Annotated in this window: 22 protein-coding genes; 19 read left to right on the top strand and 3 right to left on the bottom strand. The window is 50.6% G+C overall.

Annotated features, from left to right (window positions below; all coding sequences use genetic code 11):
• Positions 1–6 precede the first annotated feature (6 nt).
• The 13 genes from A6U95_RS28720 to A6U95_RS28660 all read left to right on the top strand — a co-directional run bounded on the left by A6U95_RS28720 (position 7) and on the right by A6U95_RS28660 (position 11,636).
• Positions 7–489 (top strand): fimbrial protein, encoded by a 483-nt coding sequence (locus tag A6U95_RS28720; protein WP_241810734.1) that lies wholly within the window; start codon positions 7–9, stop codon positions 487–489.
• Between the two features lie 9 nt (positions 490–498).
• Positions 499–1,029 (top strand): fimbrial protein, encoded by a 531-nt coding sequence (locus tag A6U95_RS28715; protein ID WP_065686987.1) that lies wholly within the window; start codon positions 499–501, stop codon positions 1,027–1,029.
• A gap of 67 nt (positions 1,030–1,096) precedes the next feature.
• Positions 1,097–1,891 carry a hypothetical protein gene (locus A6U95_RS28710; protein WP_065686986.1) on the top strand — a complete coding sequence of 265 codons (795 nt, stop codon included), beginning with the start codon at positions 1,097–1,099 and terminating at the stop codon, positions 1,889–1,891.
• 591 nt (positions 1,892–2,482) lie between these two features.
• Entirely contained in the window at positions 2,483–3,154 is a 672-nt protein-coding gene (locus A6U95_RS28705; RefSeq protein ID WP_083196485.1) for a tyrosine-type DNA invertase, read from the top strand.
• A gap of 405 nt (positions 3,155–3,559) precedes the next feature.
• Positions 3,560–4,108, top strand: a complete 549-nt coding sequence (fimA, locus tag A6U95_RS28700; protein ID WP_065686985.1) for a type 1 fimbrial major subunit FimA — start codon at positions 3,560–3,562, stop codon at positions 4,106–4,108.
• A 78-nt stretch (positions 4,109–4,186) separates the two neighbouring features.
• A complete protein-coding gene (locus A6U95_RS28695; protein WP_065686984.1) occupies positions 4,187–4,729 on the top strand; it encodes a fimbrial protein in 543 nt (180 codons plus the stop codon).
• Between the two features lie 125 nt (positions 4,730–4,854).
• Positions 4,855–5,523, top strand: coding sequence for a fimbria/pilus periplasmic chaperone (locus tag A6U95_RS28690; RefSeq protein ID WP_065686983.1), 669 nt, complete (start codon positions 4,855–4,857; stop codon positions 5,521–5,523).
• Between the two features lie 82 nt (positions 5,524–5,605).
• Positions 5,606–8,245, top strand: a complete 2,640-nt coding sequence (locus A6U95_RS28685) for a fimbrial biogenesis usher protein (protein ID WP_083196483.1) — start codon at positions 5,606–5,608, stop codon at positions 8,243–8,245.
• Between the two features lie 22 nt (positions 8,246–8,267).
• Positions 8,268–8,795: a fimbrial protein gene (locus A6U95_RS28680; protein WP_065686982.1), complete on the top strand. Its 528-nt coding sequence runs from the start codon at positions 8,268–8,270 to the stop codon at positions 8,793–8,795.
• A 21-nt stretch (positions 8,796–8,816) separates the two neighbouring features.
• Complete coding sequence (locus A6U95_RS28675; protein ID WP_139102481.1) at positions 8,817–9,317, top strand: fimbrial protein; 501 nt, start codon at positions 8,817–8,819, stop codon at positions 9,315–9,317.
• Between the two features lie 43 nt (positions 9,318–9,360).
• Positions 9,361–10,293 (top strand): fimbrial protein, encoded by a 933-nt coding sequence (locus A6U95_RS28670; RefSeq protein WP_065687096.1) that lies wholly within the window; start codon positions 9,361–9,363, stop codon positions 10,291–10,293.
• A 66-nt stretch (positions 10,294–10,359) separates the two neighbouring features.
• Positions 10,360–11,025, top strand: a complete 666-nt coding sequence (locus A6U95_RS28665; RefSeq protein ID WP_065686980.1) for a response regulator transcription factor — start codon at positions 10,360–10,362, stop codon at positions 11,023–11,025.
• A complete protein-coding gene (locus A6U95_RS28660; protein WP_065686979.1) occupies positions 11,022–11,636 on the top strand; it encodes a LuxR C-terminal-related transcriptional regulator in 615 nt (204 codons plus the stop codon). Before A6U95_RS28665 ends, A6U95_RS28660 begins: the two co-directional genes overlap by 4 nt.
• A 111-nt stretch (positions 11,637–11,747) precedes the next feature.
• Here the strand turns inward: A6U95_RS28660 and A6U95_RS28655 are convergent, their stop codons facing one another.
• Positions 11,748–12,323: a tyrosine-type DNA invertase gene (locus A6U95_RS28655; protein ID WP_065686978.1), complete on the bottom strand. Its 576-nt coding sequence runs from the start codon at positions 12,321–12,323 to the stop codon at positions 11,748–11,750.
• A 428-nt stretch (positions 12,324–12,751) separates the two neighbouring features.
• Here A6U95_RS28655 and A6U95_RS28650 point away from each other — a divergent pair, with 428 nt between their 5' ends.
• Positions 12,752–13,003 (top strand): DinI-like family protein, encoded by a 252-nt coding sequence (locus A6U95_RS28650; protein ID WP_065686977.1) that lies wholly within the window; start codon positions 12,752–12,754, stop codon positions 13,001–13,003.
• Between the two features lie 551 nt (positions 13,004–13,554).
• Positions 13,555–13,944 (top strand): SHOCT domain-containing protein, encoded by a 390-nt coding sequence (locus tag A6U95_RS28645; RefSeq protein WP_024484143.1) that lies wholly within the window; start codon positions 13,555–13,557, stop codon positions 13,942–13,944.
• A gap of 60 nt (positions 13,945–14,004) precedes the next feature.
• On the opposite strand, the gene yiaA is transcribed toward A6U95_RS28645, so the two are convergent.
• Positions 14,005–14,457 (bottom strand): inner membrane protein YiaA, encoded by a 453-nt coding sequence (gene yiaA, locus A6U95_RS28640; protein WP_065686976.1) that lies wholly within the window; start codon positions 14,455–14,457, stop codon positions 14,005–14,007.
• 145 nt (positions 14,458–14,602) lie between these two features.
• Positions 14,603–15,421: a winged helix-turn-helix domain-containing protein gene (locus A6U95_RS28635; RefSeq protein WP_065686975.1), complete on the bottom strand. Its 819-nt coding sequence runs from the start codon at positions 15,419–15,421 to the stop codon at positions 14,603–14,605.
• A 720-nt stretch (positions 15,422–16,141) separates the two neighbouring features.
• Between A6U95_RS28635 and A6U95_RS28630 the strand changes: the two genes are divergently transcribed.
• The 4 genes from A6U95_RS28630 to A6U95_RS28615 all read left to right on the top strand — a co-directional run bounded on the left by A6U95_RS28630 (position 16,142) and on the right by A6U95_RS28615 (position 20,666).
• Positions 16,142–16,522 carry a helix-turn-helix domain-containing protein gene (locus tag A6U95_RS28630; protein WP_065686974.1) on the top strand — a complete coding sequence of 127 codons (381 nt, stop codon included), beginning with the start codon at positions 16,142–16,144 and terminating at the stop codon, positions 16,520–16,522.
• Between the two features lie 118 nt (positions 16,523–16,640).
• Positions 16,641–17,186 carry a fimbrial protein gene (locus A6U95_RS28625; RefSeq protein ID WP_065686973.1) on the top strand — a complete coding sequence of 182 codons (546 nt, stop codon included), beginning with the start codon at positions 16,641–16,643 and terminating at the stop codon, positions 17,184–17,186.
• Positions 17,187–17,240: 54 nt separating this feature from the next.
• Complete coding sequence (locus A6U95_RS28620) at positions 17,241–17,942, top strand: fimbria/pilus periplasmic chaperone (RefSeq protein ID WP_065686972.1); 702 nt, start codon at positions 17,241–17,243, stop codon at positions 17,940–17,942.
• 75 nt (positions 17,943–18,017) lie between these two features.
• A complete protein-coding gene (locus A6U95_RS28615) occupies positions 18,018–20,666 on the top strand; it encodes a fimbria/pilus outer membrane usher protein (protein ID WP_065686971.1) in 2,649 nt (882 codons plus the stop codon).
• Positions 20,667–20,713 lie beyond the last annotated feature (47 nt).

The raw sequence follows: 20,713 nt of genomic DNA, 5'->3' as shown, positions 1-20,713 counted from the left end.
AAAGGAATGAGATCGGTTGCAGGGATGTCACTATTGCTATCGTTTGCTCTGCTGGCCATAAGCCCGTCGCAAGCGGCGGAAAACATGAGCTTTAGCGGTACGTTGATTGAGCCGCCCCCTTGTCTGGTGAATAACGACAAAGACATTGATGTGCCTTTTGACCGGATCGGCGTCAAGAGCGTGGATGGGGTGAAGCACCGCCGACAGGTTGATTACGTGCTGGACTGTACGGCGGGACCAGCCTGGAGCATGGTGCTGACGCTGCTCGGCCCGGTCGCCGCCTTTGAGCCAGCAACACTACAGACCAACATTGCCAATCTGGGCATCAAAATTTACCAGAACGGCGAGCCGTTTGAGCTCGGTACGCCTATCGCTGTTGACCCGCTCAATCCACCGTTGTTAGAAGCCGTGCCGGTTAAAAAACCGGGCACCGAACTGACAGACGGGACGTTTGAAGTCACGGCAACGCTGCTTGCGGATTACCAATAAGGAGCCGATATGCGGCAAATACTGAGATATCTCTGTGCCACCGTCGCTCTGCTTGCACTGAGCCAGGGCGTTCTGGCGGCAAACATGCGCTTACATGGCACGCTGGTGGCGGAACCTTGCATCATCCCGCCGGGTGAGGAAACCATCCAACTGGATTTTGGTACGGTGATCGACAAACAGCTGTATCACAATCAAAGAACTACCAGTTGGGAGTTCAAACTGCACCTGAGCAACTGCGATCTGACGCTAGGCAAATCGGTGCAGGTCACGTTCACCGGAGTGGAAAATCCCGCCTTGCCGGGATTACTGGCGCTGGATGCCTCTAGCCAGGCATCGGGCATTGGTATTGGTATTGAGTCAGAAAATGGCGCTCCTTTGCCATTGAACCAGTTAGGCCCCTATCGTTACCCGTTAGCGGCAGGGGACAACTATCTGCGCATGATGGCCTATGTGCAAGGTGAGCCAGACGCGATTACCAACCGAACCATTAATCGTGGTCCTTTCAGTGCCAGCATGACCTTTGCATTGACCTATGACTAAGGACTGACGCCGCTAGGCCTCCGTGAAGAGGCAAATCAGCAATAGCGCAGAGCAATAAGGAACAGAGATGAAGTTAATAGGGACAGCACTGCTTAAAAAAACTGCCGTGATCGTTGGCCTGTTGATGCCTGCATGCGGTTTCGCTAACGGTATCGATGTGAGTTGGACAGGGCCGAAACAGATGACCATTCGACCACAACCCGATGGTCTCAGCGACTTTACAACCATCTGTAAAACAGGCAAAACAATCTATTTTTATGCGTTATTTAGCACTACTTCCGGGCTTAAACAGCGAATGATTACTTCGGGGCCGGGTGTGGCCAGTGGCAGTTGCGCTGAAGCTTTGGCTGGACGATTACCTATTTCTATCACTCTTGGTGCTGACGAATTGTATTTCTACGGGCTGGGTAGAGAAATTAATAGCCGCCCTCCAGATGGTAGTAATGTGAGTGTTTCGCTTGTATTTCTGTCAGGAACAGGTGATGGCTGGAAACCTCAGCCACCGCCCGGTCCCGCCTGTTCACTGGTTGGCAGCTCGGTAGACATCAGTTATGGAGATATTCAGGCCAAAAGCGTGCCGGGTTTGAAAAAAAGCTCAGATTTGTACGTTCGTTGCACTTCCAGCGCTACGGTTAAAGTCACGCTGGTCGGCTACACCTCTAGCGGTATCAAGCTGCGCACGGATGGTTCACTGGCGGCGGATGTGCTTGTGCGTGACCAGCCAGCCAATGTCGGTAGCCTTGAAAAGATCGCGGCCAACCAAACGATTGCCGTGCCTATCTCTTCGGTATTGAAGGTTAACGGTAATCTGGCGGGAGGGGCTTTCCGCGGCTCGGCAGTGATTAACGTGGATATTCTTTAACGTTCTCCCCTGAATACGTCAGCCTGCGTTTTGCGGGGTGACGTCCCCTGCCGTTTCTGACTTGTTCCACGATTGCCTGGCGGGCGGTTTTTTTATTACCGCTTGTTTGCCTTCCCTTTATCTGAACTTCCCAATCAATAAACCAGGTACGCATCTTTAGCGAATGTATTATCGCTAAGGCTATGTGACATTCTGGCTGGTTAAAAATAACATGGTGAACAATTGATTAGCAAAATAGCGTGACGGCATTTTCATCTTATTACAAAATTTAAAATTCTATTTAGCTAATTTTTGTCTAGCAGGGTGATTAGGAGAAAACCTAGTTTGGGCTTGAAGTGGCAGGCTGGCTCTGGCTTTGCTTAAAAAACACCCTTTTGATGAGATAAATCTTAGGCTTGTAAGGTGTGGAAAATAACCCGTTGAATTTTTATGGTCTTGTTGTTTTTTTAGTTTTAGCCTGCGGGTGAGTAAAGCTATTTTTATTTGGTAATCATTCACCACAATAGGCTATGCTTTAAACAATCTGTCAGCGACAGATTTTATTAATTCTTGAGCGAGTAATATCCAGTCTAATTGCAATAGGAGTTTTTTGTGGCACAACGTAAATTTCTCACTCTCACCGAAGTTAACAACCTGATGAGTGCAGCCCGGAATAAACAGACCGGGGTACGGGACAGTTGCCTTATCCTGCTTGCCTTCCGCCATGGGTTTCGTATCAGCGAGTTGTTGAACTTGCGTTATCATGACCTGGAAATGATTGAAGGACGGATAAATATACGCCGGCTTAAGAATGGATTCTCTACCGTTCATCCTCTGATGAGTGATGAATGCAAGGCGATTATGGAGTGGAACCAGGTCAGGGCGCAGTGGAAGCCTGCTGTGGATCCACAGATTGTTTTTATCTCCCAGCGTGGTACTCAGCTATCGCGTGGTCAGGCTTGGCGCATTATCCGTCAGGCTGGGGAAATGGCGGGTACCGCTACCCACACGCATCCCCATATGCTGCGCCATGCCTGCGGCTATGAACTGGCGGAAAGGGGCACCGATACTCGTTTGATTCAGGATTATCTGGGGCATCGTAACATCAGGCATACCGTCCGCTATACCGCCAGCAACGCGGCGCGCTTTGTCGGGATGTGGGATCGTAACGGATTGGTTATAAAGGATTTATTGGTAAATAATCAGGCGCAAGATGGAACAATTGGGGCTAAACTGTTCCTAATTCTTAAACGAAAGATAAGAATTTGCAATGCCCTGTATTAGAATATTCCTTGATCGAGATCTATCTAACTGAAAAATAAAGTTATATTTTTGCCTCCGCAAATCGCTATCCCCACCCCCTAAATCTTGGCCATTACACCAGCCCGCTGTTGCAAAACCCCAAAACACCTAAAATCACATTACCCCGGAAATGGCAAAGCATTTAATTTCTTATTTTAAAAATTAAATAATAAAAAATAGTCGATTAATTCAATGTTTATGTATTTACCGTTTTTTTATAGGGTGCGACAAAATAGCCCCAAATGTCTCATGTTGCTGGCGAAAACTGAACGGAATAGGGAGGTCCGGCCGTGAGTAGAAATGAAGTCTGTGCGGTTGCCCGCCAGGGGAATCGACCTCCACACTTTTTCATGGTTATGAAACATTATGTGTTCAAAGGAAAATAGTATGAAAATCAAATCACTGGTTGCTGGTATTGCCGCAGTTCTTTCTCTGGCTGGCGTCGCTAATGCGGCAACGGTTACTACCGTCAACGGTGGCCCTATCCATTTTAAAGGGGAAGTTGTTAATGCGGCCTGTGCCGTGGATGCCGGTTCTATTGGCCAGACAGTGCAATTGGGGCAGGTTAAAACGACTTCACTGGCTACCGCTGGTGATGTTAGCTCCGCTACCGGGTTCAACATCCAACTGAATGATTGTGATTCTACCGTTGCTACCCAGGCAGCTGTCGCTTTCAGCGGCACAGCGGTTAACGCCACCTATCCTACTGCGCTGGCCCTGCAAGGCTCTGCGGCTGGTAATGCAAGTAACGTCGGCGTTCAGATCCTTGATCGCACCGGTACTGCGTTAGCGGTTGATGGCGCTACCTTCAGTGCGGCTACTACGCTCGCTGATGGCACCGTTATTGTTCCATTCCAGGCTCGTTATATCGCGACCGGCGTAGCCACTGCCGGTATTGCCAACGCTGATGCGACCTTCAAGGTGCAGTATCAGTAAGCTGAATTAGCTTATCAAGGATGATGATTACAGGCCAGGGAGGCCTGATTTTCAGCTACCGGAGGCAAGGAGTGTGTGATGTGGAGAATGGGAGCGGGACTCCTGCTAACCCTGCTGTTGGCGGGGAAGGTCGTTGCTGACGATCGTTGGGAGGAACAACCTCTCGGTGGCCTGATGCGCTTTCAGGGTGAAGTGATCGCTGAAACCTGCTCGGTGGAAGCCGGAGATCGCAACTTGACGGTATCGATGGGGAATATCACCACCGACCGGTTTCGTATGCCTGGCGATGAGGCCGATCCAGTCCCCTTTGATTTACATCTGCAGAACTGCACTACCGCGGTCAGCCGTAACGTGGGAGTCATGTTCCATGGCATGGCAGACAGCAATAATCCGCAGGTGCTTTCTGTTGGTGAAGGGCCAGGTGTCGCCTCTGGCGTAGCCGTGGCGTTGTTCGACGACAGAGGCCGATTTATTCCACTCAATACTGCGCCGCGGTACTGGGTGCCGTTGCAAGAGGGGCCGGTGATCCTGCATTTCGTAGCGAAATACCGCGCCACCGGACAGCCGGTGAACAATGGTTTGGCTAACGCTCAGGCCTGGTTCGCACTGACTTATCAGTAGGCCTTGGCCGCAAGATGAAAAGTAATAGCGCTGCGAATGCTTGGCCCTTGGCCGCGCAGTGTTATGGAAGTCAGATCCTGATGGACGAGGTAAATGTGAGAACAATTTCGAAGGTTGGAAAGGTGATGTCCGTGCTGCTGCTGTTGGCGGCGGGGCATGTTGGCATGGCAAACGCCGGAGTCGGCCTGGGCGCGACTCGAGTGATCTATCCTGCCGATCAGAAGCAGGTGACTTTGGGCGTCAGCAATAACGATGAGAAAAGTACCTATCTGATCCAATCCTGGGTAGAAAACGCTGATGGCCAAAAAGATGGTCGGCTGATTATTACGCCACCGTTATATTTGATGCAGGGAAAAAAAGAGAACACGCTGCGCATTATTGATGCGACTAATCAAAGCTTGCCGAAGGATCGGGAAAGCCTGTTCTGGGTTAACGTCAAAGCGATCCCCTCACTGGACAAATCACGCCAGGATGAGAACACCCTGCAATTGGCTATTACCAGCCGTATCAAACTGTTTTATCGCCCCAATGGGCTGAGTATTGCGCCAGACAAGGCACCGGAGCAGCTGCGCTTTAAACGTAGCGGCAAAGAGTTGACGATCGTCAATCCTACCCCTTATTTCATCACGCTGAGCGAGTTGAACGCTGGCACTCGGCAGTTGGCAAACACCATGGTATCGCCTATGGGATCGACCAATGTGGCGCTCCCCGCCGATGCAGGCAGCACGATTTCCTATCGGACGATCAACGATTACGGTGCCCAAACGCCGGCATTCAAGGGTGTGATGCAGTAAGGCCTGGAGCCGCTATCCACTTCATCAAGCTATAACCAGATAAATCAGGCAGCCGGGCGACCTGTATCGAACCGGAGGGATCATGCTATACCTGAAAAACGGCACGGAAAGTCGCAGAGTGATAAACGATAACCACCAGGGTGCCCCCATCTTAAAGCTGACTTTAACGCCTTTGGCCTTGATGCTGTGGGCGCTATGTGGCGATGCATCGGCTCGAGCGGAAAATTACTTCAACCCTCGTTTTCTGGCTGACGATCCGGCGAAGGTGGCCGATCTGTCTGGGTTCGAAAAGGGACTTGAGGCGCCTCCGGGTATCTACCGTGTCGACATTTATATGAATGACGGGTTTATGTCGACCCGGGATGTCTCTTTCCGGGCGGATGCCGATAACAAGGCCTTGGTGCCTTGCCTGACTCGCAGCCAACTGGCCACCATGGGTGTCAATACCCGGGCGGTCCCGGGAATGGCCATCTTGGCATCGGAAGCCTGCGTACCATTAACCTCGCTGATCAAGGAAGCCTCCACTGATTTTGACGTTGGGCGGCAGCGCCTGTCTATCAGTGTTCCTCAGGCTTACATGGGCAACTCTGCCCGTGGTTATATCCCGCCTGACCAGTGGCAAAACGGCATCACTGCCGGGCTGCTCAATTACAGCTTCACCGGCAGTAATGTCCGTAACAGCCAGTCGAGCAACAGCAATTACGCCTTCCTTAACTTACAAAGCGGCGTGAATCTGGGGGCCTGGCGGCTGCGGGATAATACTACCTGGAGCTACACCAGCGGCGGTGGATCGAGCTCTAATCAAAACCGCTGGCAGCACGTCAATACCTATTTGCAGCGGGACATTGCGCTGCTGCGCAGTCGCCTGACGTTGGGTGACGGCTATACCTCAGGGGACGTTTTCGACGGCGTGAACTTCCGCGGCGTACAGGTGGCGACGGATGACAATATGTTGCCAGACAGCCAGCGAGGGTATGCTCCCGTGATCCGCGGAATTGCCCGCGGCACCGCCAGGGTCACGGTCAAGCAGAATGGGTTTGAGGTGTATCAGACCACGGTGCCGCCAGGCCCGTTTACCATCGACGATCTGTCTGGATCGGGCAGCGGCGGTGATTTGCAGGTCAGCATTCAGGAAGCCGACGGTACGGCTCAGGTCTTTACCGTGCCCTATACGTCGGTTCCTGGGCTGCTGCGCCAAGGGCAGGTGAGATATACGGTGATGGTGGGGCAGTATCGCAGCGGCAACGATCAGCAAGAAAAGCCCACCTTTGGCCAGGGCACCCTGATGTGGGGGCTGGCTGACGGCTGGACGCTGTCTGGTGGCACCCAGCTTGCCGATCGCTATCGTGCGTTCAACCTTGGAGTGGCTAAAAACCTGGGCATTTTCGGCGCCGTGTCGTTGGACATCACCCAGGCTAGCGCGACTTTGCCGGATGACAGCACCCATCAGGGACAGTCGCTGCGTTTCCTTTATAACAAGGCATTAAACGAGTGGGGCACCAACCTGCAACTGCTCGGTTATCGCTATTCCACCAGCGGCTATTACGCGCTGGGTGACACGACCTGGCGCCAGATGAGCGGTTACAAGGCGGCAACCGATGAAGGGATTGTTGAGCTCATTCCGAAACTTACCGATTACTACAATCTGGCCTACAACAAGCGCGGGCGGTTGCAGATGACGGTGACTCAGCAGGTTGGGGACAATGGCACCTTTTATCTGACCGGTAGCCATCAGACTTATTGGGGGATCGGTAAGGCGGATGAACAACTGCAGGCTGGTTACAGCGGTACGTTGGAGGATATCACTTATACCCTCAGCTACAGCCTGACCAAAAATGCCTGGCAGGACGGACGCGACAATATGCTGGCCTTTAACATCAGCATCCCGTTCAGCCATTGGTTGCGTTCCGACAGCCAGTCCGCTTTCAGCCGCTCTAGCGTCAGCTACAGCATGTCTGACGATCTGAGCGGTAGGATGACCAATCAGGCTGGGGTGTATGGCACGTTACTGGAAGATAACAACCTGAGTTACAACGTGCAGGCTGGTTACGCCGGAGGCGGAACGGGCACTTCAGGCGGGACGGGTAACACATCGCTGAACTATCGAGGGGCTTCTGGCAACGCCAACGTGGGTTACAGCCGCAGCAGCGGTACCAGCCAACTGTATTACGGGCTGAGCGGCGGTGTGCTGGCCCATGAAAATGGCATCACCCTGAGTCAACCACTGAATGACACGCTGATCCTGGTCAAAGCGCCGGGGGCGGGTAACGTATCGGTGGAAAACCAGAGCGGGATACGTACCGACTGGCGGGGATATGCCGTACTGCCGTTTGCCATGGATTATCGTGAAAACCGCGTGGCGCTGAACCCCAATACGCTGGCAAACAACGTCGAGCTGGATGACGCGGTGGTCAGCGTAGTGCCGAATCACGGCGCGGTGGTGCTGGCTGATTTTAAAACTCATATCGGGCTGAAGGTACTGATGACGCTGACCTATAACGGACAACCGTTGCCATTCGGGTCGGTGGTGTCCTTCGATAATGGCCGCTCTGGCAGCATTGTTGCCGACGGCGGACAGGTGTATCTGACCGGGCTGCCACCAAGTGGCGAGGTGAAAGCCAAATGGGGCGAGGGTGCAGGCGAGCAATGCGTGACGAGTTACCAACTGCCGCCGGAAAGTCAGCAGCGGGCACTTAGCTATCTAACGGCAGTATGCCGATGACACCGGGCGGGAGAGGCGAGCAATGAGAATACAACTTTATAGCCTGTGTCTGCTGGCGCTGTTTAGCGCCAGGGTAACGCAGGCTGCGGACAGTACCATCGCCATTAACGGCTATGTTAAGGACAATGCCTGCTCCATAGCGCCGGGTTCGCAAAGTTTTGTGGTGGATCTGATGAGTAATGCGGCCAAGCAGCTACATCGGGTAGGGGCGACAACGCCGATGGTGCCGTTCAGCATCGTGCTCGATAAATGCGGCGGTTCAGCCATTGCGGTGAAAACGGGTTTCACCGGTGGGGCAGACAGCGACAATCTGACTTTGCTGAAAATCGACGGTGGGGCCGGTGCAGCAGCCGGCATGGGTATACAGATCCTCGATAACAACGGCAATGCCATTGCTCTCAATGAGATCTCGAGTGGGTTGAACTGGTCAAACATCACCGCTGGGCAATCCAATACGCTGTATTTTTATGCGCGCCTGATGGCGACCCGTGCCCCGGTGACTGCCGGGCAGGTTAGAGCGACGGCAAACTTCACCCTGGAATTTCAGTAACCGGAGAAAAGGGCTATGAACATGAGCAAGCTGGGTCCGATCGCGGGGTGGTTACTGATGATGGTACTCCCCCTGGCGCATGCGGCAGATGTCAACATCACCATCAATGGCAAGGTGGTGGCAAAACCCTGCACGGTATCCACCGTGTCCACTACGGTAGAGCTGGGTGATTTGTATACCTTCAACCTGCTGGCGGCAGGTGCGACTTCGCCATGGCATTCGGTGACATTGAACCTCACCAACTGCCCGGTAGGGACCTCAAAGGTGACCGCGACCTTTTCCGGCACGGCCGATAGCAGCCGAAGTTATTACGCCAATCAGGGGGCGGCACGCAATATTGCGTTGCAACTGGCTGATAGCAGTGGGGTAAATCTGCCTAACGGCAGTACCAAAGTTGTGGCGGTGAATGACGCATCGCTGGCCGCCAGCCTGGTTTTGCAGGTGAGGGCCATTACTCCTAGCGGCAATGTGACGCAGGGGAGTATTCAGGCGGTAATTAATGTGACTTATACCTATGCCTGAGCAAGGAGGAACAATGAAGTATAACAACCTGAAAAAAATTCATATGCTGCGACGGGTTATAAGGCCATCCGTACTTTTTGCATTGCTGGCTGGTTATTCTGCGAGTTCATCAGCTTTTACCTGTTACGACTCGACAGGCAATACGTTAAACAGTGCCTCGGGAACTGCGACGGCAAATGTCTACGTTAATCTGCAACCTTCTGTGGCGGTTGGCCAGAACCTGGTGGTCGATCTATCCAGTTCTATTTATTGTAAAAACGATAACCCCACCATAAGAAACGATATGGTTAGTATGTTGAAAGGTTCGGCCTATGGCGGGGTTCTGAGTAATTTTAATGGCTCGTTAAAATATTACGGTTCGAGTTACCCATTCCCGCTCAATTCGGCAACCTCTAGCCGAAACTTTACCTCTGGGGCATATGTGGGATGGAACACGCAGCTTTATCTTACGCCGATTTCTGCTGCTGGTGGCGTTGTCGTCAACAGCGGTACGCTCTTTGCCTCTTTGGTTATGCACCAGGTTGGGTCGGATATTATCGGTGGAGGTAATATTCGGACGGCGACTTTTACCTGGAATTTGTATGCGAATAACAATGTGATAGTGCCAACGGGGGGCTGTGATGTTTCTTCCCGCGACGTCACAGTGAATCTGCCAGAATACCCGGGAACGGTGTTGATACCGTTGACTGTACGCTGTGCCCAGAATCAAAATCTGGCCTATTACCTGACCGGGCCAACCACGGATGCCGCATCCACGATTTTTGCCAACACAGCTTCTGCGCCAGTGGCTCAGGGGATTGGCATTCAGGTTGCCAACCGCAATGGCGTTATTCCGACCAACAGGAACGTCGCGCTGGGTACCGTCGGTAGTTCTGCAGTCAGTTTAGGTTTGACTGCCAACTATGCACGCACTACCGGTCAGGTAGTGGCGGGTAATGTCAAGGCCGTGGTGGGTGTGACCTTTTTGTATCCTTGAATGTGCTTTTTAACGAGGCCTCAAGCCTGGGGAAATGGCACTAAACACGGTTATTTAGGAGGAAAAATGCAGCAGGCAAATCATCAGCAAGCTGAGCATGCGACAGCGGAAAGCCGCAAGCGAATTCTGGTTGTAGAGCCTTCCAGGATCAATTGGATTGGGCTGCAGCGGTTACTGGGTGACGCGGGCAGCACGGAGTTAAGTTTTTGCCGGGTCAGTAAATTGACCGATGCCAAAAAGAAAGTTTATGAATTTAAACCTGATGTGATCTTGTTTAGCTCATTATCTCGTGGCACAGATTATCTGTCGTTATTATCCTTTTTGTCAGATATTGCCAGTTATCATCTTAAAACCAACTCGGTGATCTGGTTGCAGCATGATATGGCCTGGATGGTGCAACTTCTCCACGCTTTCGGCGTAGATACGGTATTGATCGATCCGGTTAACCTTTGTCAAATCACCCAATGTTTAGGTCGCGATCAGACTGACAAAACGCCCAAAAATGTGGCTTTATTAGGTAAGCAGGAAAGATTAATTGCGCTGGCCTTACTGCGCGGGCGTAGTGCCACGGCTATCGCCAATGTGACCGGCAAAGATGTACGAACCATCAGCACGCAGAAGAAATCGATCATTAGAAAGTTACAGATGACAACCAATGAGGAGCTCTACCTGCTGGCGGGTAGGCTGGTTTATTTAACCAGGATAAACGGACTGAGTGGTGAGACTCGATGAAAAAAATAATGATTATGCATCCCTGCATTGTTACCTGGCATGGTTTGCATCAGTTATTCAGGCGCAAACTGCCCGATGCTGAGATCGTACCGGCGCACTCTATCTATGATTTGGTATTTGATGATGATTTATCTGATGCCGATCTGATCGTCAGTGAGCTCTATGGCCTGAATGAAAATATCACTATGGGGGCGAAGTTACTGTCATTTGTTCAATCGGTCAGGCAAGACAAACCGCTACTGATTATGACCGATGTGCCAGGAAAACAGGTGTTGGATTGCCCGGGTTACCTGCCTGGGGCATCTTATATTGCTTTATCTGAAGATATTCGTCAGTTAGTTAATCAGGTCGATCAGGTTCTGGCTGGCAAGATTGTTATCAGTCCGTCTCTGCGTTGTGAACAGGAGACTAGTCTATCCAACGTCGATGCCAGACCTTTTTCCCGCTCGGAAATAAAGGTTTATAGCTTATTGCAGGAGGGCTTCAGTATTTCGCAGATAGCGAAGAAGATTTCCCGCAGCGTCAAGACCGTGAGTGCACATAAACGCAACATGATGGGCAAGCTTGGCATTGAGAGTGAAGTAGAGCTTTATGCCTGTTTTAATCAATAGCCCTATATCGGTTACTGCCCCCGCCGGAGATCGCTGATGAAAGCAATCTCCGGCGGGGGTAAAGCATGGCTGTCTGTATAATACACAAAAAGTAAGGTTACTCCGGCTGGTTTAGCCGTTTTTTCGTTTACCCGCTTCCCATATTCCAGCGAAACGTGCCGCATTACTGGCGGTATAGCGTACGGTATGGCGAATATTTCGGTGCCCCAGATAATCCTGGATCAAGCGGGTATCGGCGCCTCTTTCCGCCAGTTCATAACCGCAGGCATGGCGCAGCATATGGGGATGCGTATTGATGACCGTGCCCGCCAGTTCGCCAGCCTGGCGGATAATACGCCAGGCTTGACCCCGCGATAGCTGAGTTCCTCTCTGAGAAATAAAGATAATGTCCGGGTCTGCACCTGGTTTCCATTGGGCTCTGTGCTGCTTCCATTCCATAATTGCCTCGCATTCGTCATTCATCAGAGGATGAACGGTAGAGAATCCATTTTTAAGCCGGCGTATATTTATCCGTCCTTCGGCCATTTCAAGATCGCGAAAGCGCAGGCGCAGCAGTTCGCTGATACGTAATCCATGGCGGAAAGCCAGTAAGATCAGGCAGCTATCTCGTACTCCAGTCGGTGTGTTTCTGGCAGCACTCATCAGGTTTCGGACTTCTGTTAGAGTGAGAAATTTACGCTGTACCAAAGAAAACTCCTATTTTTTCGCTTAAAAAACGCCAGAGTTAGGATTAAATAGAATAAAATTTTTACCACCCGTTTTTAAATCCAAAGAGTGCAATAAAAGTTTGCTAGAAATTCAGTTAGATGTAATTTCATAGGATAATTCCTATTTGGTTTTTATTGTGATGTTACAGGTGACTACCGACAATATCCAGCATTTACGGGGAAGTGGAACTGCACTGTTTAATTGGCATTGATAATACAGTCTATATTTTGACTGTTTCCCGCTAATATAATGAATATTGGGTTTCTTAATAGAGTAAAATGTAATAAATTTGACATTTGTCAGAATAAAAAATTGATGTTCAGCGCGGTGAACCGGTACTAGCCAAAAATTGTACATTGAGCCTATCATGATAAGGATAACCCCAAACCCATTGCTAGAGACTGCCAATGAATATTCAAATAAAAGTTGATAACAACCTGTTCGACAACCTGTCTGAGAAAGCCCGTGAGGCGATGCTGGACGAACTGCAAACTCGCGTCCATGAGGTTTACCCGGCTAGTCACCTCACGGTGATTGCTGGACTGAATGATAAGACTGAAATTGTGGCCAGTGATTTTTTTAACGACGTTGAGGCAAAACTGACCGTGCAGGAAATTGTCGACGATGTCATCCTGCATGGCCATTGGCGTAACGCATAACCCTCACCCCAACCCTCTCCCACAGGGAGAGGGAGTTGTCAGCCCCTGCACTTTGGAAGTAACGAAATCATCTCAGTAAACTTGAACACTCCTATCCAAGATACATCACCGCATTTGCAGCCCACTCGATGGGTCCCTTTGGAGAGGGAGCTGTCAGCCCCTGCACTTTGGAAGTAAAGAAGTCATCTCAGTAAACTTGAGCGCCCCATCCAAGATACATCACCGCATTTTCAACCCACTCGATGGGTCCCTTTGGAGAGGGAGCTGTCAGCCCCTGCACTTTGCAAGTAAAGAAGTCATCTCAGTAAACTTGAACGCCCTCATCCAAGGTACATCACCGCATTTTCAGCCCACTCGATCGGTTCCCTCTCCCTGTGGGAGAGGGTTAGGGTGAGGGGCCCGTGCCTTACCCATACAGATACCCTCCCTTCCCGTATTTTTCCCGTCCAACATGGAAAAAATGAAAGTCCGACATATACTTATGGTGCTAAACATCAATCTGTTATTGAAAGCCGTTTTATCCTGGTTTTGCTAGACCATAAGGAGCGCTAATGACTTATCACCTACTCACCCTGTGGGATATTCTGGTTACCACCTTCTCGTTCTTCTTCTTTATTGCCTACCTGTTTATCCTGTTCCAGGTCGTCTCCGACCTGTTCCGCGATCACCAACTGAGCGGCTTTTATAAAGCAGTATGGATTGTGTTCCTGCTGTTCATCCCGCTGTTAACGTCCCTGGTCTATCTGATTGCCCGTGGTAAAGGTATGGCCGAGCGGCATCGTGCGCAGGTGCAAAAATCTGTCTCAGCCACCAACGAGTATATCCGTGAGGTGGCAGGCAAATCGCCGGCCGAGCAAATTTCGGATGCCAAAAAGCTGTTGGATGATGGCGTGATCACTGAAAGTGAATACCAGCAGCTTAAGGCTAAAGCATTGGCCTGAGGCTGAAGTTGGCAGGAAACATGATTGGAGAGAAAAGGGGGCCTGGCCCCCTTATAAAAATCATTCGGTAGGGAACTGCGATCCTGCTTCTTCGTTATCATCCCCTTCGGCACGGCGCTTATTAGCCATATCGCGGGTGTTTTTCTGTACGGCAATGGCGCCGAACAGGCTCAAAAAGAAGGACACTCCGTAGAAGCCCTTTTCGCTCAGCAGTAGCTTGGCATTCCACAGGCCGATACACAGCAGGCCAACGGCGATGGCAAAGGCCACCCAGCAGGTGATGATATAGATATGGGTCACCGGCAGGTTATCTTGCTGATCGCGTACTGTTTTCTGGATGGTGATGGCACTGAACAGGCCGAGGATCAGTACGGCAAAGTAGTAGCCTTTTTCATTCAGCTCCATTTCAGCATTCCATAGGCCCAGCAGGAACACCGCAAAACCGCCCAGCAGGGCAGCCCAGGAGGCGAGAATAAACGCAGGTGAGGTGGTATTTTGTGGTGCAGCACTCATGTGGTAAATCCCTTAATGACAAGAAAACTCCCTTCTCCCAAGTAGGTACACCACTCGTGAGGTCTCTTGCAATCTACCGGGCCTACATGACGAATGCAACTACGCCGCCGCCGTTCGTTGTTCCCTTACCTTTATGGTTAAACGGCTATTGGCTCCCCGTTGGTCGCAGGCCGGAAAGAGGATCGTGTTGATTATCGATTTGAAATCGTGAGGAACATCTCAAATCGCCTTGTGCAGTGGTATCGCAAAATAATACCAGCGTGCTGTGGTTTGCTGGCGTTCTGGTGATGTAGACAAACTCATCCGGATTGCAGACCACATTGTTGACGGTCAAATATTCCTTGTAGCCAGCCACATTGGTTTCCAGATCGTCTCTATCTATATAGACAGAACATTGATTGATCGTGGCAACTCTATTGTGGCTGTCAAAAAAACGTGCGCTTTGCGACTGATTACTGACCAGCAGGATCAGCATAACTATGATGAACGTCGTAAATAGGCCATAGCGCAATAGCTTGGTCTGGTTTAAAGCCGTGCGTTTTGTCGGCGGTATTTCGGGCTGCAGATCCTCGACGGGCGGTGGCTCTGGTTTATTGCTTTGTTGCACAATGACGTTGGCGCTCTCTTCTTGCTGTATTTCAACAGTACCGGAAAAGACCACCCCGACTTTGGGAACCGTTCTGATGATATTTTTGCTCAGCCCAGCTTCCCGCATCCCTTTTCTTACCAATGAAATGTTCTGATAGAGGGTATTGGCAGTGACATATTGACCGTTTTTTTGCCATACCTCGTTAAAAAAGTCGCTTTGACTGATTACCTCGCCGGGATGTTGCAACATTAATTGCAGGCAACGGCTGGCAGGAACGTTCAAAACGGTTTCTTTACCCCGAGCGCGCAGTGGGCACAGGCGGTGCTCTTCTGGCAGGTACAGTACGGTGTCGTTAATGATAACTTTATGTTTCATTTCAGTATATTATCTTTTTGTTGTCTGAGTGTCCGGCTTATTTAAAGTATAGTTTAACCGTTTATAGTGGTATGAAAAATCAGTAACAATTCACATTCATTTAAAAAACAATATGTTAATAATCAATCTTAAATGAGAGTGACTGTCATTTAAGAACGGTTGAGAATAGTCTGTTCTGATTTAATGTTATTCTTTAATTTATTGAATTACATGCATTTTTTTGTTTTTTATCAAGAATAAAACTACTTCACTCAGAATAATCCCATTAATGGCCTAGTATTTATTCCATCAGCAAGGGGAGAGCGAAGTAAAGCGGCTTCATCTTACTGAGGTAAAGGATAGAGTCACCGGTAGCGTCTTTTATATATCGGTGTGACAGATAAATCCTAATCGTGGGTTTGTAGGTAACGGATTGAATGTTAATGAGTAAAATTTAATAGGTAGCTATAAATGTTGTAAGATAAAAATCTTTGACATTTATGACTACTCAAATGAAGTGAAGTAATGAGTTATGAAAAACACCAGAATGATTCGCGTCATCTAGCGGTAAGTTCTGATTGAAATGAATTGCTCAGCATTTAACGCTGTTATGAGACTTTTAGAGATAGCAATGTGATCATCTTGGCGCGGTTGCCATAGTGGAAATTGCTCCTATAATGTCTCACCTAAGGGAGGTTTGTTATTTTTGTTATTAAACCAAAATAATAATCCGAGATGCATATGGAAAATAGACTTTATGGATTCCTAATTGATGATGACATTCAATTCGATATTGCCAATCGAAGACTCCTTTATTACTCTGATGGAGCTTCTGAGCGCACCCTGTTTTTCAAGGTTATCTCTCTAAACGAGATCCAGACCCGATTACTGATTTATTTTCTGGCGAATTGCCGGGATGCCGTCATCTATAAAAATGACATAATGAAAAACGTTTGGGAGGAGATTAATTTATCTTCGTCCAGCCAGCGTTTATGGCATGCAATAAATGAATTGCGTAAGAAACTGGCGTCACTTGGACTCCCGGAAGATTTTATAGCGAACGTTCATGGTATTGGCTATTCCGTCGATAACCACCGAGTCTCTTCGCTATTTATTAAGTAAGTTGTTGTTAATATAAATGCTAGAGTCATCTAGCTATATCCATCCCCATGGGTATTCACCAGGCCATTTTAATGGATATTAAAATGGTATTCATAATACAAGGTAAGTAGGAATATATATGAAAAAGTTAGCAATCGCTGCATCCCTGATCGCTGTTTTCGGTACTGTTGGCCTGGCTCAGGCAGCTTCTACCGGCACCATCACCTTTAACGGTGAACTGACTGCAAATACCTGTGACGTCGTGGTTGATGGCCAGCAAGCGGATGCGACCGTTATTCTGCCAACCGTAAGCACCAGCCAACTGCAAACCGCCACTTTCACTGCCGGTGATACCGGTTTCGTAATGGCCCTGAGCAACTGCGCTGGCACGCTGGAGACAGCTTCTGCCTTCTTCCAGGCGGGTGCTTCCGTTGATGCCGTGACTGGTCGCCTGCTTAACACTACCGGTGGTGCTACCAACGTCAGCCTGCAATTGCTTGACGCTTCAAGCCCAACTCAGGCCGTGATCAAAGCCGGTAGCCAAGAGCAGGTTGGCGCGATGACTTATCAAGACGTTACCGGTGGTAGCGCCACACTGCCGTACATCGTTCGTTACTACGCAGAGGCACCGACCACTGCGGGTACCGTAGTCAGCAGCGTTGTTTATTCTATTCAGTACCAGTAATGGACTGTGGGAGGGGGAATGCCCCTCCCAATCTGTCAGTTCCCGGAGTCTATGATGAAGTTACTCTCTACTAATGTGCTAAAAGTTGGCGTTGTTGCCGCCGCAGCCTTGTTCAGCGTCAGTAGCCTGGCCAGCGTGGTGATTAGTGGTACGCGGGTGATTTACCCCTCTGATGCCAAAGAAGTCAGCGTCAAAATCAGTAACGGTGGTCCATCACCGGTGTTGTTGCAAAGCTGGATCGATAACGGTGACGCCGATGCCAAACCGGCAGCGATCAAGGTGCCGTTTGTCCTGACGCCCCCGATGAACCGTGTGGAGCCAAGCAAAGGCCAGACGTTGCGTATCAGCTACGCCGGTGGTTCGCTGCCGATGGATAAAGAATCGGTGTTCTGGCTGAACGTGCTGGAAGTCCCAGCCAAAGCCCAGGCTAAAGTCACTGAGAACCGCTTGCAGATGGCGTTCCGTTCGCGCATCAAGCTGTTTTATCGCCCAGCGGGTCTGCAAGGTAACGCCAATGAAGCGGCTAAAGCGCTAACCTGGAACAGCCAGGGTAATCGGGTACAGGCCAGTAACCCAACGCCTTATTATGTCTCGTTGGTCAACCTGTCGGTAAATGGTAAAAAACTTGACCATGCGATGGTGGCTCCTCGTAGCACCATGACATTGGACTTGGCGGGCAGTGCAGGTAGTAAGGTTACAGGGAGTTTCGTAAATGATTACGGTGCGGTTAATACTTTTGATGCAGTGATAAAATAACGTCCCCGCTATATAAAACACTCTCGCATTAATTTGTTGATCGCTATTCAGGAATCAGTTCTTGAAGGGATATCTATGTCTAAATATTTTCAATATGGTCTGCGTGCACAGTTATCGCCACTGGCCATAGCTATTTTATCAACTTTTTTTGCGGCTAACGTTAATGCTGAGATCGCGGTTTCTACACCGCAAGGTATTGCCAAAAATCTTGAGTTCGATGCCTCTTTCCTGAATGTGGATGATGAAAAGTCGGTTGACCTCAGTCGCTTTGCCAATGGTTCCTCGGGCTTGCCTGGGGTCTATAAAACGGCTTTGTATGTTAATAATCAACCGATCAGCAATACCGACATTGAATTCAAAGCGCGGGCAGATAAAAGCGTTTATCCCTGCCTGACCCGCGAACTGATTAAAAACATTGCGTTTGATTTCGCTAAGCTGCCAGCTGATTTTTTAACCTCGCTGAGCAAAGGGGAAGTCTGTTTCGATCTCCAGAGCCAGTTGCCAGTGGCTCAGGTGAATTACGACAGTAATGAGCAACGCCTGGATATTATGGTTCCGCAGGTTTACATGCTCAACACTGCCCGCGGCACCGTTAGCCCAGAGCTGTGGGACAGCGGCGTACCGGCACTCTTGATGGGCTACAACGTCAACGGCTACACCAGCGAATCGCACGGCAAAACCTTCAATTCGCTGTTTGCCGGTGTGAACGCCGGGCTGAATGTCGGCGCCTGGTATCTACGTCACAACGGGTCTTATACCCGGATGGACAATGGGCCGAACCAGTACAACAACCTCAATACTTATTTGCAGCGCGATATTCCAGTACTCAAGGCTCGCGTGTTAATGGGCCAATCGAACACTACCGGGCAACTGTTCGATACGCTGCCGTTTACCGGTATTCAACTGGCCAGTGATGAGCGGATGTTGCCGGAGTCCCTGCGCGGTTATGCGCCGGATATCCGTGGCATTGCCCGCACCAATGCCCGCGTTACCGTACGTCAGGGCGGTCAGGTGTTGTATGAAACCACGGTCACGCCGGGCGAGTTCCTGATCAACGATCTGTACCCAACCGGCTACGGTGGGGATCTACAGGTCACGGTACGTGAGTCCGACGGTACCGAGCAGACTTTCAGCGTGCCTTATGCCTCGGTGGCCCAACTGCTGCGACCTGGGTCATCACGTTATTCGATCACCGCAGGTGAAGTACGCAGCGATAACCTGCGTGAGAAACCGGCACTGTATCAGGGCACCTATCAACTGGGGCTGACTAACGCCATCACCGGCTATGGTGGCCTGCAGGCTAGCCAGGATTACTACGCATTGCAGTTGGGTGCGGCGGTAGGCACGCCGATTGGTGCCTGGGCATTTGATGTTACGCAGGCGCGTACCCATCTGGGGAACGACACCGACGCCAATGGCCGACATGAGGCGGGTAATAGCCTGAGTGGGCAAAGTTACAGGGTGAGCTACAGCAAGCTGATCAGCGAAACCAACAGCAACCTGTCGCTGGCGGCGTACCGCTTCTCAACCGATGGCTTTATGGACTTTATGACCGCGATGCAGACTCGTGACGCGGTAGCAGAAGGGTTCTCGCCGGAGTCGATCTCGCGAGCCAAAAATCGCCTGACGGTGACCGCGGGACAAGGTCTGCCGGATAACTGGGGCCAGTTGTATATCAGCGGCTCCTTGCAGAATTACTGGAACAAAGACGGCAGCGAGAAGCAGTACCAGGTAGGTTACAACAATCGCTATAAGGACCTGTCCTACGGCCTGAGCATTAACCGCAGTTTCTCCAGCCTGGGCACGGCGCAGACCAACTATCTGTTGAGCTTCAGCCTGCCGTTGGGGCGTAGCGACCAAACCCACACGCCACAGTTGCGGATGGATTTGTCGCATGACAGCAGCGGCCGTTATGGCCAGCAGGCTACGGTATCCGGCACTGCCGGGATGGATAATCAGTTCAGCTACGGCGTGATGGCGATGAATGCCAATCAGGGCATGGGCTCCAGTGGCTCGCTGAGCGGTAACTATCGTACCCCGGCCACGGCGTTGAGCGGTACTTACAGCACCGGTAAAGGCTATCAAAGCGCCTCTGCCGGGATGAACGGCACGGTGATCGCCCACTCTGGTGGGGTGACCTTTACGCCGTACACGTCGGACACCTTCGCGCTGGTGGAAGCCAAGGGTGCAGAGGGAGCGAAAGTTTCCTCATATCCGGGCGTGAGCATCGATTCACGGGGGTACGCGATAGTGCCTTACCTGAATCCGTACCAGATGAACGAGATCAGTATCGATCCGAAAGGGACGGCGGCCGATGTGGAGTTGGATAACACCAGCCAGAAAGTCGCGCCATATTCCGGTGCGGTAGTGAAAATGAAATATACAACTAAGCAGGGGACGCCAATTCTGGTGAACGCGACCTATCAAGGGGAGCCGGTACCGTTTGGGGCCGATATCTTTGATAGCAAAGGCAACAGCGTAGGCTCAGTGGGCCAGGGCGGGCAACTGTATGCGCGTGTGTCGCAAGACAAGGGCCAGTTGCGAGTGAAATGGGGTGAAGGCGGTGAGATGCAATGCACCGTCAGCTATGTGCTGATGCCTGTAGCCAAGGGCCAGGCGCAGATACAGCAATTCAACTCTCCTTGTGCGGCGACGACATCAGCCGGTTCCCAGAGAGTGAAACTGGCGAACAATGATGCGATATCGGCTGTTAACCAAGGATAACCGTCCGGTATGGCCTTTATTTGGCTGATGAAGCTAAATCATTTACG

Origin of the sequence: Serratia sp. 14-2641, from assembly GCF_001692375.1 — a bacterium.
Lineage (GTDB): Bacteria > Pseudomonadota > Gammaproteobacteria > Enterobacterales > Enterobacteriaceae > Chania > Chania fonticola_C.
This window is presented reverse-complemented; position numbering and strand designations above follow the sequence as displayed.

Excerpts from the sequence above, each read along its gene's own strand:
- A6U95_RS28720 (WP_241810734.1), top strand. The coding sequence starts at position 7 with ATGAGATCGGTTGCAGGGATGTCACTATTGCTATCGTTTGCTCTGCTG.
- A6U95_RS28715 (WP_065686987.1), top strand. The coding sequence starts at position 499 with ATGCGGCAAATACTGAGATATCTCTGTGCCACCGTCGCTCTGCTTGCA.
- A6U95_RS28710 (WP_065686986.1), top strand. The coding sequence starts at position 1,097 with ATGAAGTTAATAGGGACAGCACTGCTTAAAAAAACTGCCGTGATCGTT.
- fimA (WP_065686985.1), top strand. The coding sequence starts at position 3,560 with ATGAAAATCAAATCACTGGTTGCTGGTATTGCCGCAGTTCTTTCTCTG.
- A6U95_RS28695 (WP_065686984.1), top strand. The coding sequence starts at position 4,187 with ATGTGGAGAATGGGAGCGGGACTCCTGCTAACCCTGCTGTTGGCGGGG.
- A6U95_RS28690 (WP_065686983.1), top strand. The coding sequence starts at position 4,855 with ATGTCCGTGCTGCTGCTGTTGGCGGCGGGGCATGTTGGCATGGCAAAC.
- A6U95_RS28685 (WP_083196483.1), top strand. The coding sequence starts at position 5,606 with ATGCTATACCTGAAAAACGGCACGGAAAGTCGCAGAGTGATAAACGAT.
- A6U95_RS28680 (WP_065686982.1), top strand. The coding sequence starts at position 8,268 with ATGAGAATACAACTTTATAGCCTGTGTCTGCTGGCGCTGTTTAGCGCC.
- A6U95_RS28675 (WP_139102481.1), top strand. The coding sequence starts at position 8,817 with ATGAGCAAGCTGGGTCCGATCGCGGGGTGGTTACTGATGATGGTACTC.
- A6U95_RS28670 (WP_065687096.1), top strand. The coding sequence starts at position 9,361 with ATGCTGCGACGGGTTATAAGGCCATCCGTACTTTTTGCATTGCTGGCT.
- A6U95_RS28665 (WP_065686980.1), top strand. The coding sequence starts at position 10,360 with ATGCAGCAGGCAAATCATCAGCAAGCTGAGCATGCGACAGCGGAAAGC.
- A6U95_RS28660 (WP_065686979.1), top strand. The coding sequence starts at position 11,022 with ATGAAAAAAATAATGATTATGCATCCCTGCATTGTTACCTGGCATGGT.
- A6U95_RS28650 (WP_065686977.1), top strand. The coding sequence starts at position 12,752 with ATGAATATTCAAATAAAAGTTGATAACAACCTGTTCGACAACCTGTCT.
- A6U95_RS28645 (WP_024484143.1), top strand. The coding sequence starts at position 13,555 with ATGACTTATCACCTACTCACCCTGTGGGATATTCTGGTTACCACCTTC.
- yiaA (WP_065686976.1), bottom strand. The coding sequence starts at position 14,457 with ATGAGTGCTGCACCACAAAATACCACCTCACCTGCGTTTATTCTCGCC.
- A6U95_RS28635 (WP_065686975.1), bottom strand. The coding sequence starts at position 15,421 with ATGAAACATAAAGTTATCATTAACGACACCGTACTGTACCTGCCAGAA.
- A6U95_RS28630 (WP_065686974.1), top strand. The coding sequence starts at position 16,142 with ATGGAAAATAGACTTTATGGATTCCTAATTGATGATGACATTCAATTC.
- A6U95_RS28625 (WP_065686973.1), top strand. The coding sequence starts at position 16,641 with ATGAAAAAGTTAGCAATCGCTGCATCCCTGATCGCTGTTTTCGGTACT.
- A6U95_RS28620 (WP_065686972.1), top strand. The coding sequence starts at position 17,241 with ATGAAGTTACTCTCTACTAATGTGCTAAAAGTTGGCGTTGTTGCCGCC.
- A6U95_RS28615 (WP_065686971.1), top strand. The coding sequence starts at position 18,018 with ATGTCTAAATATTTTCAATATGGTCTGCGTGCACAGTTATCGCCACTG.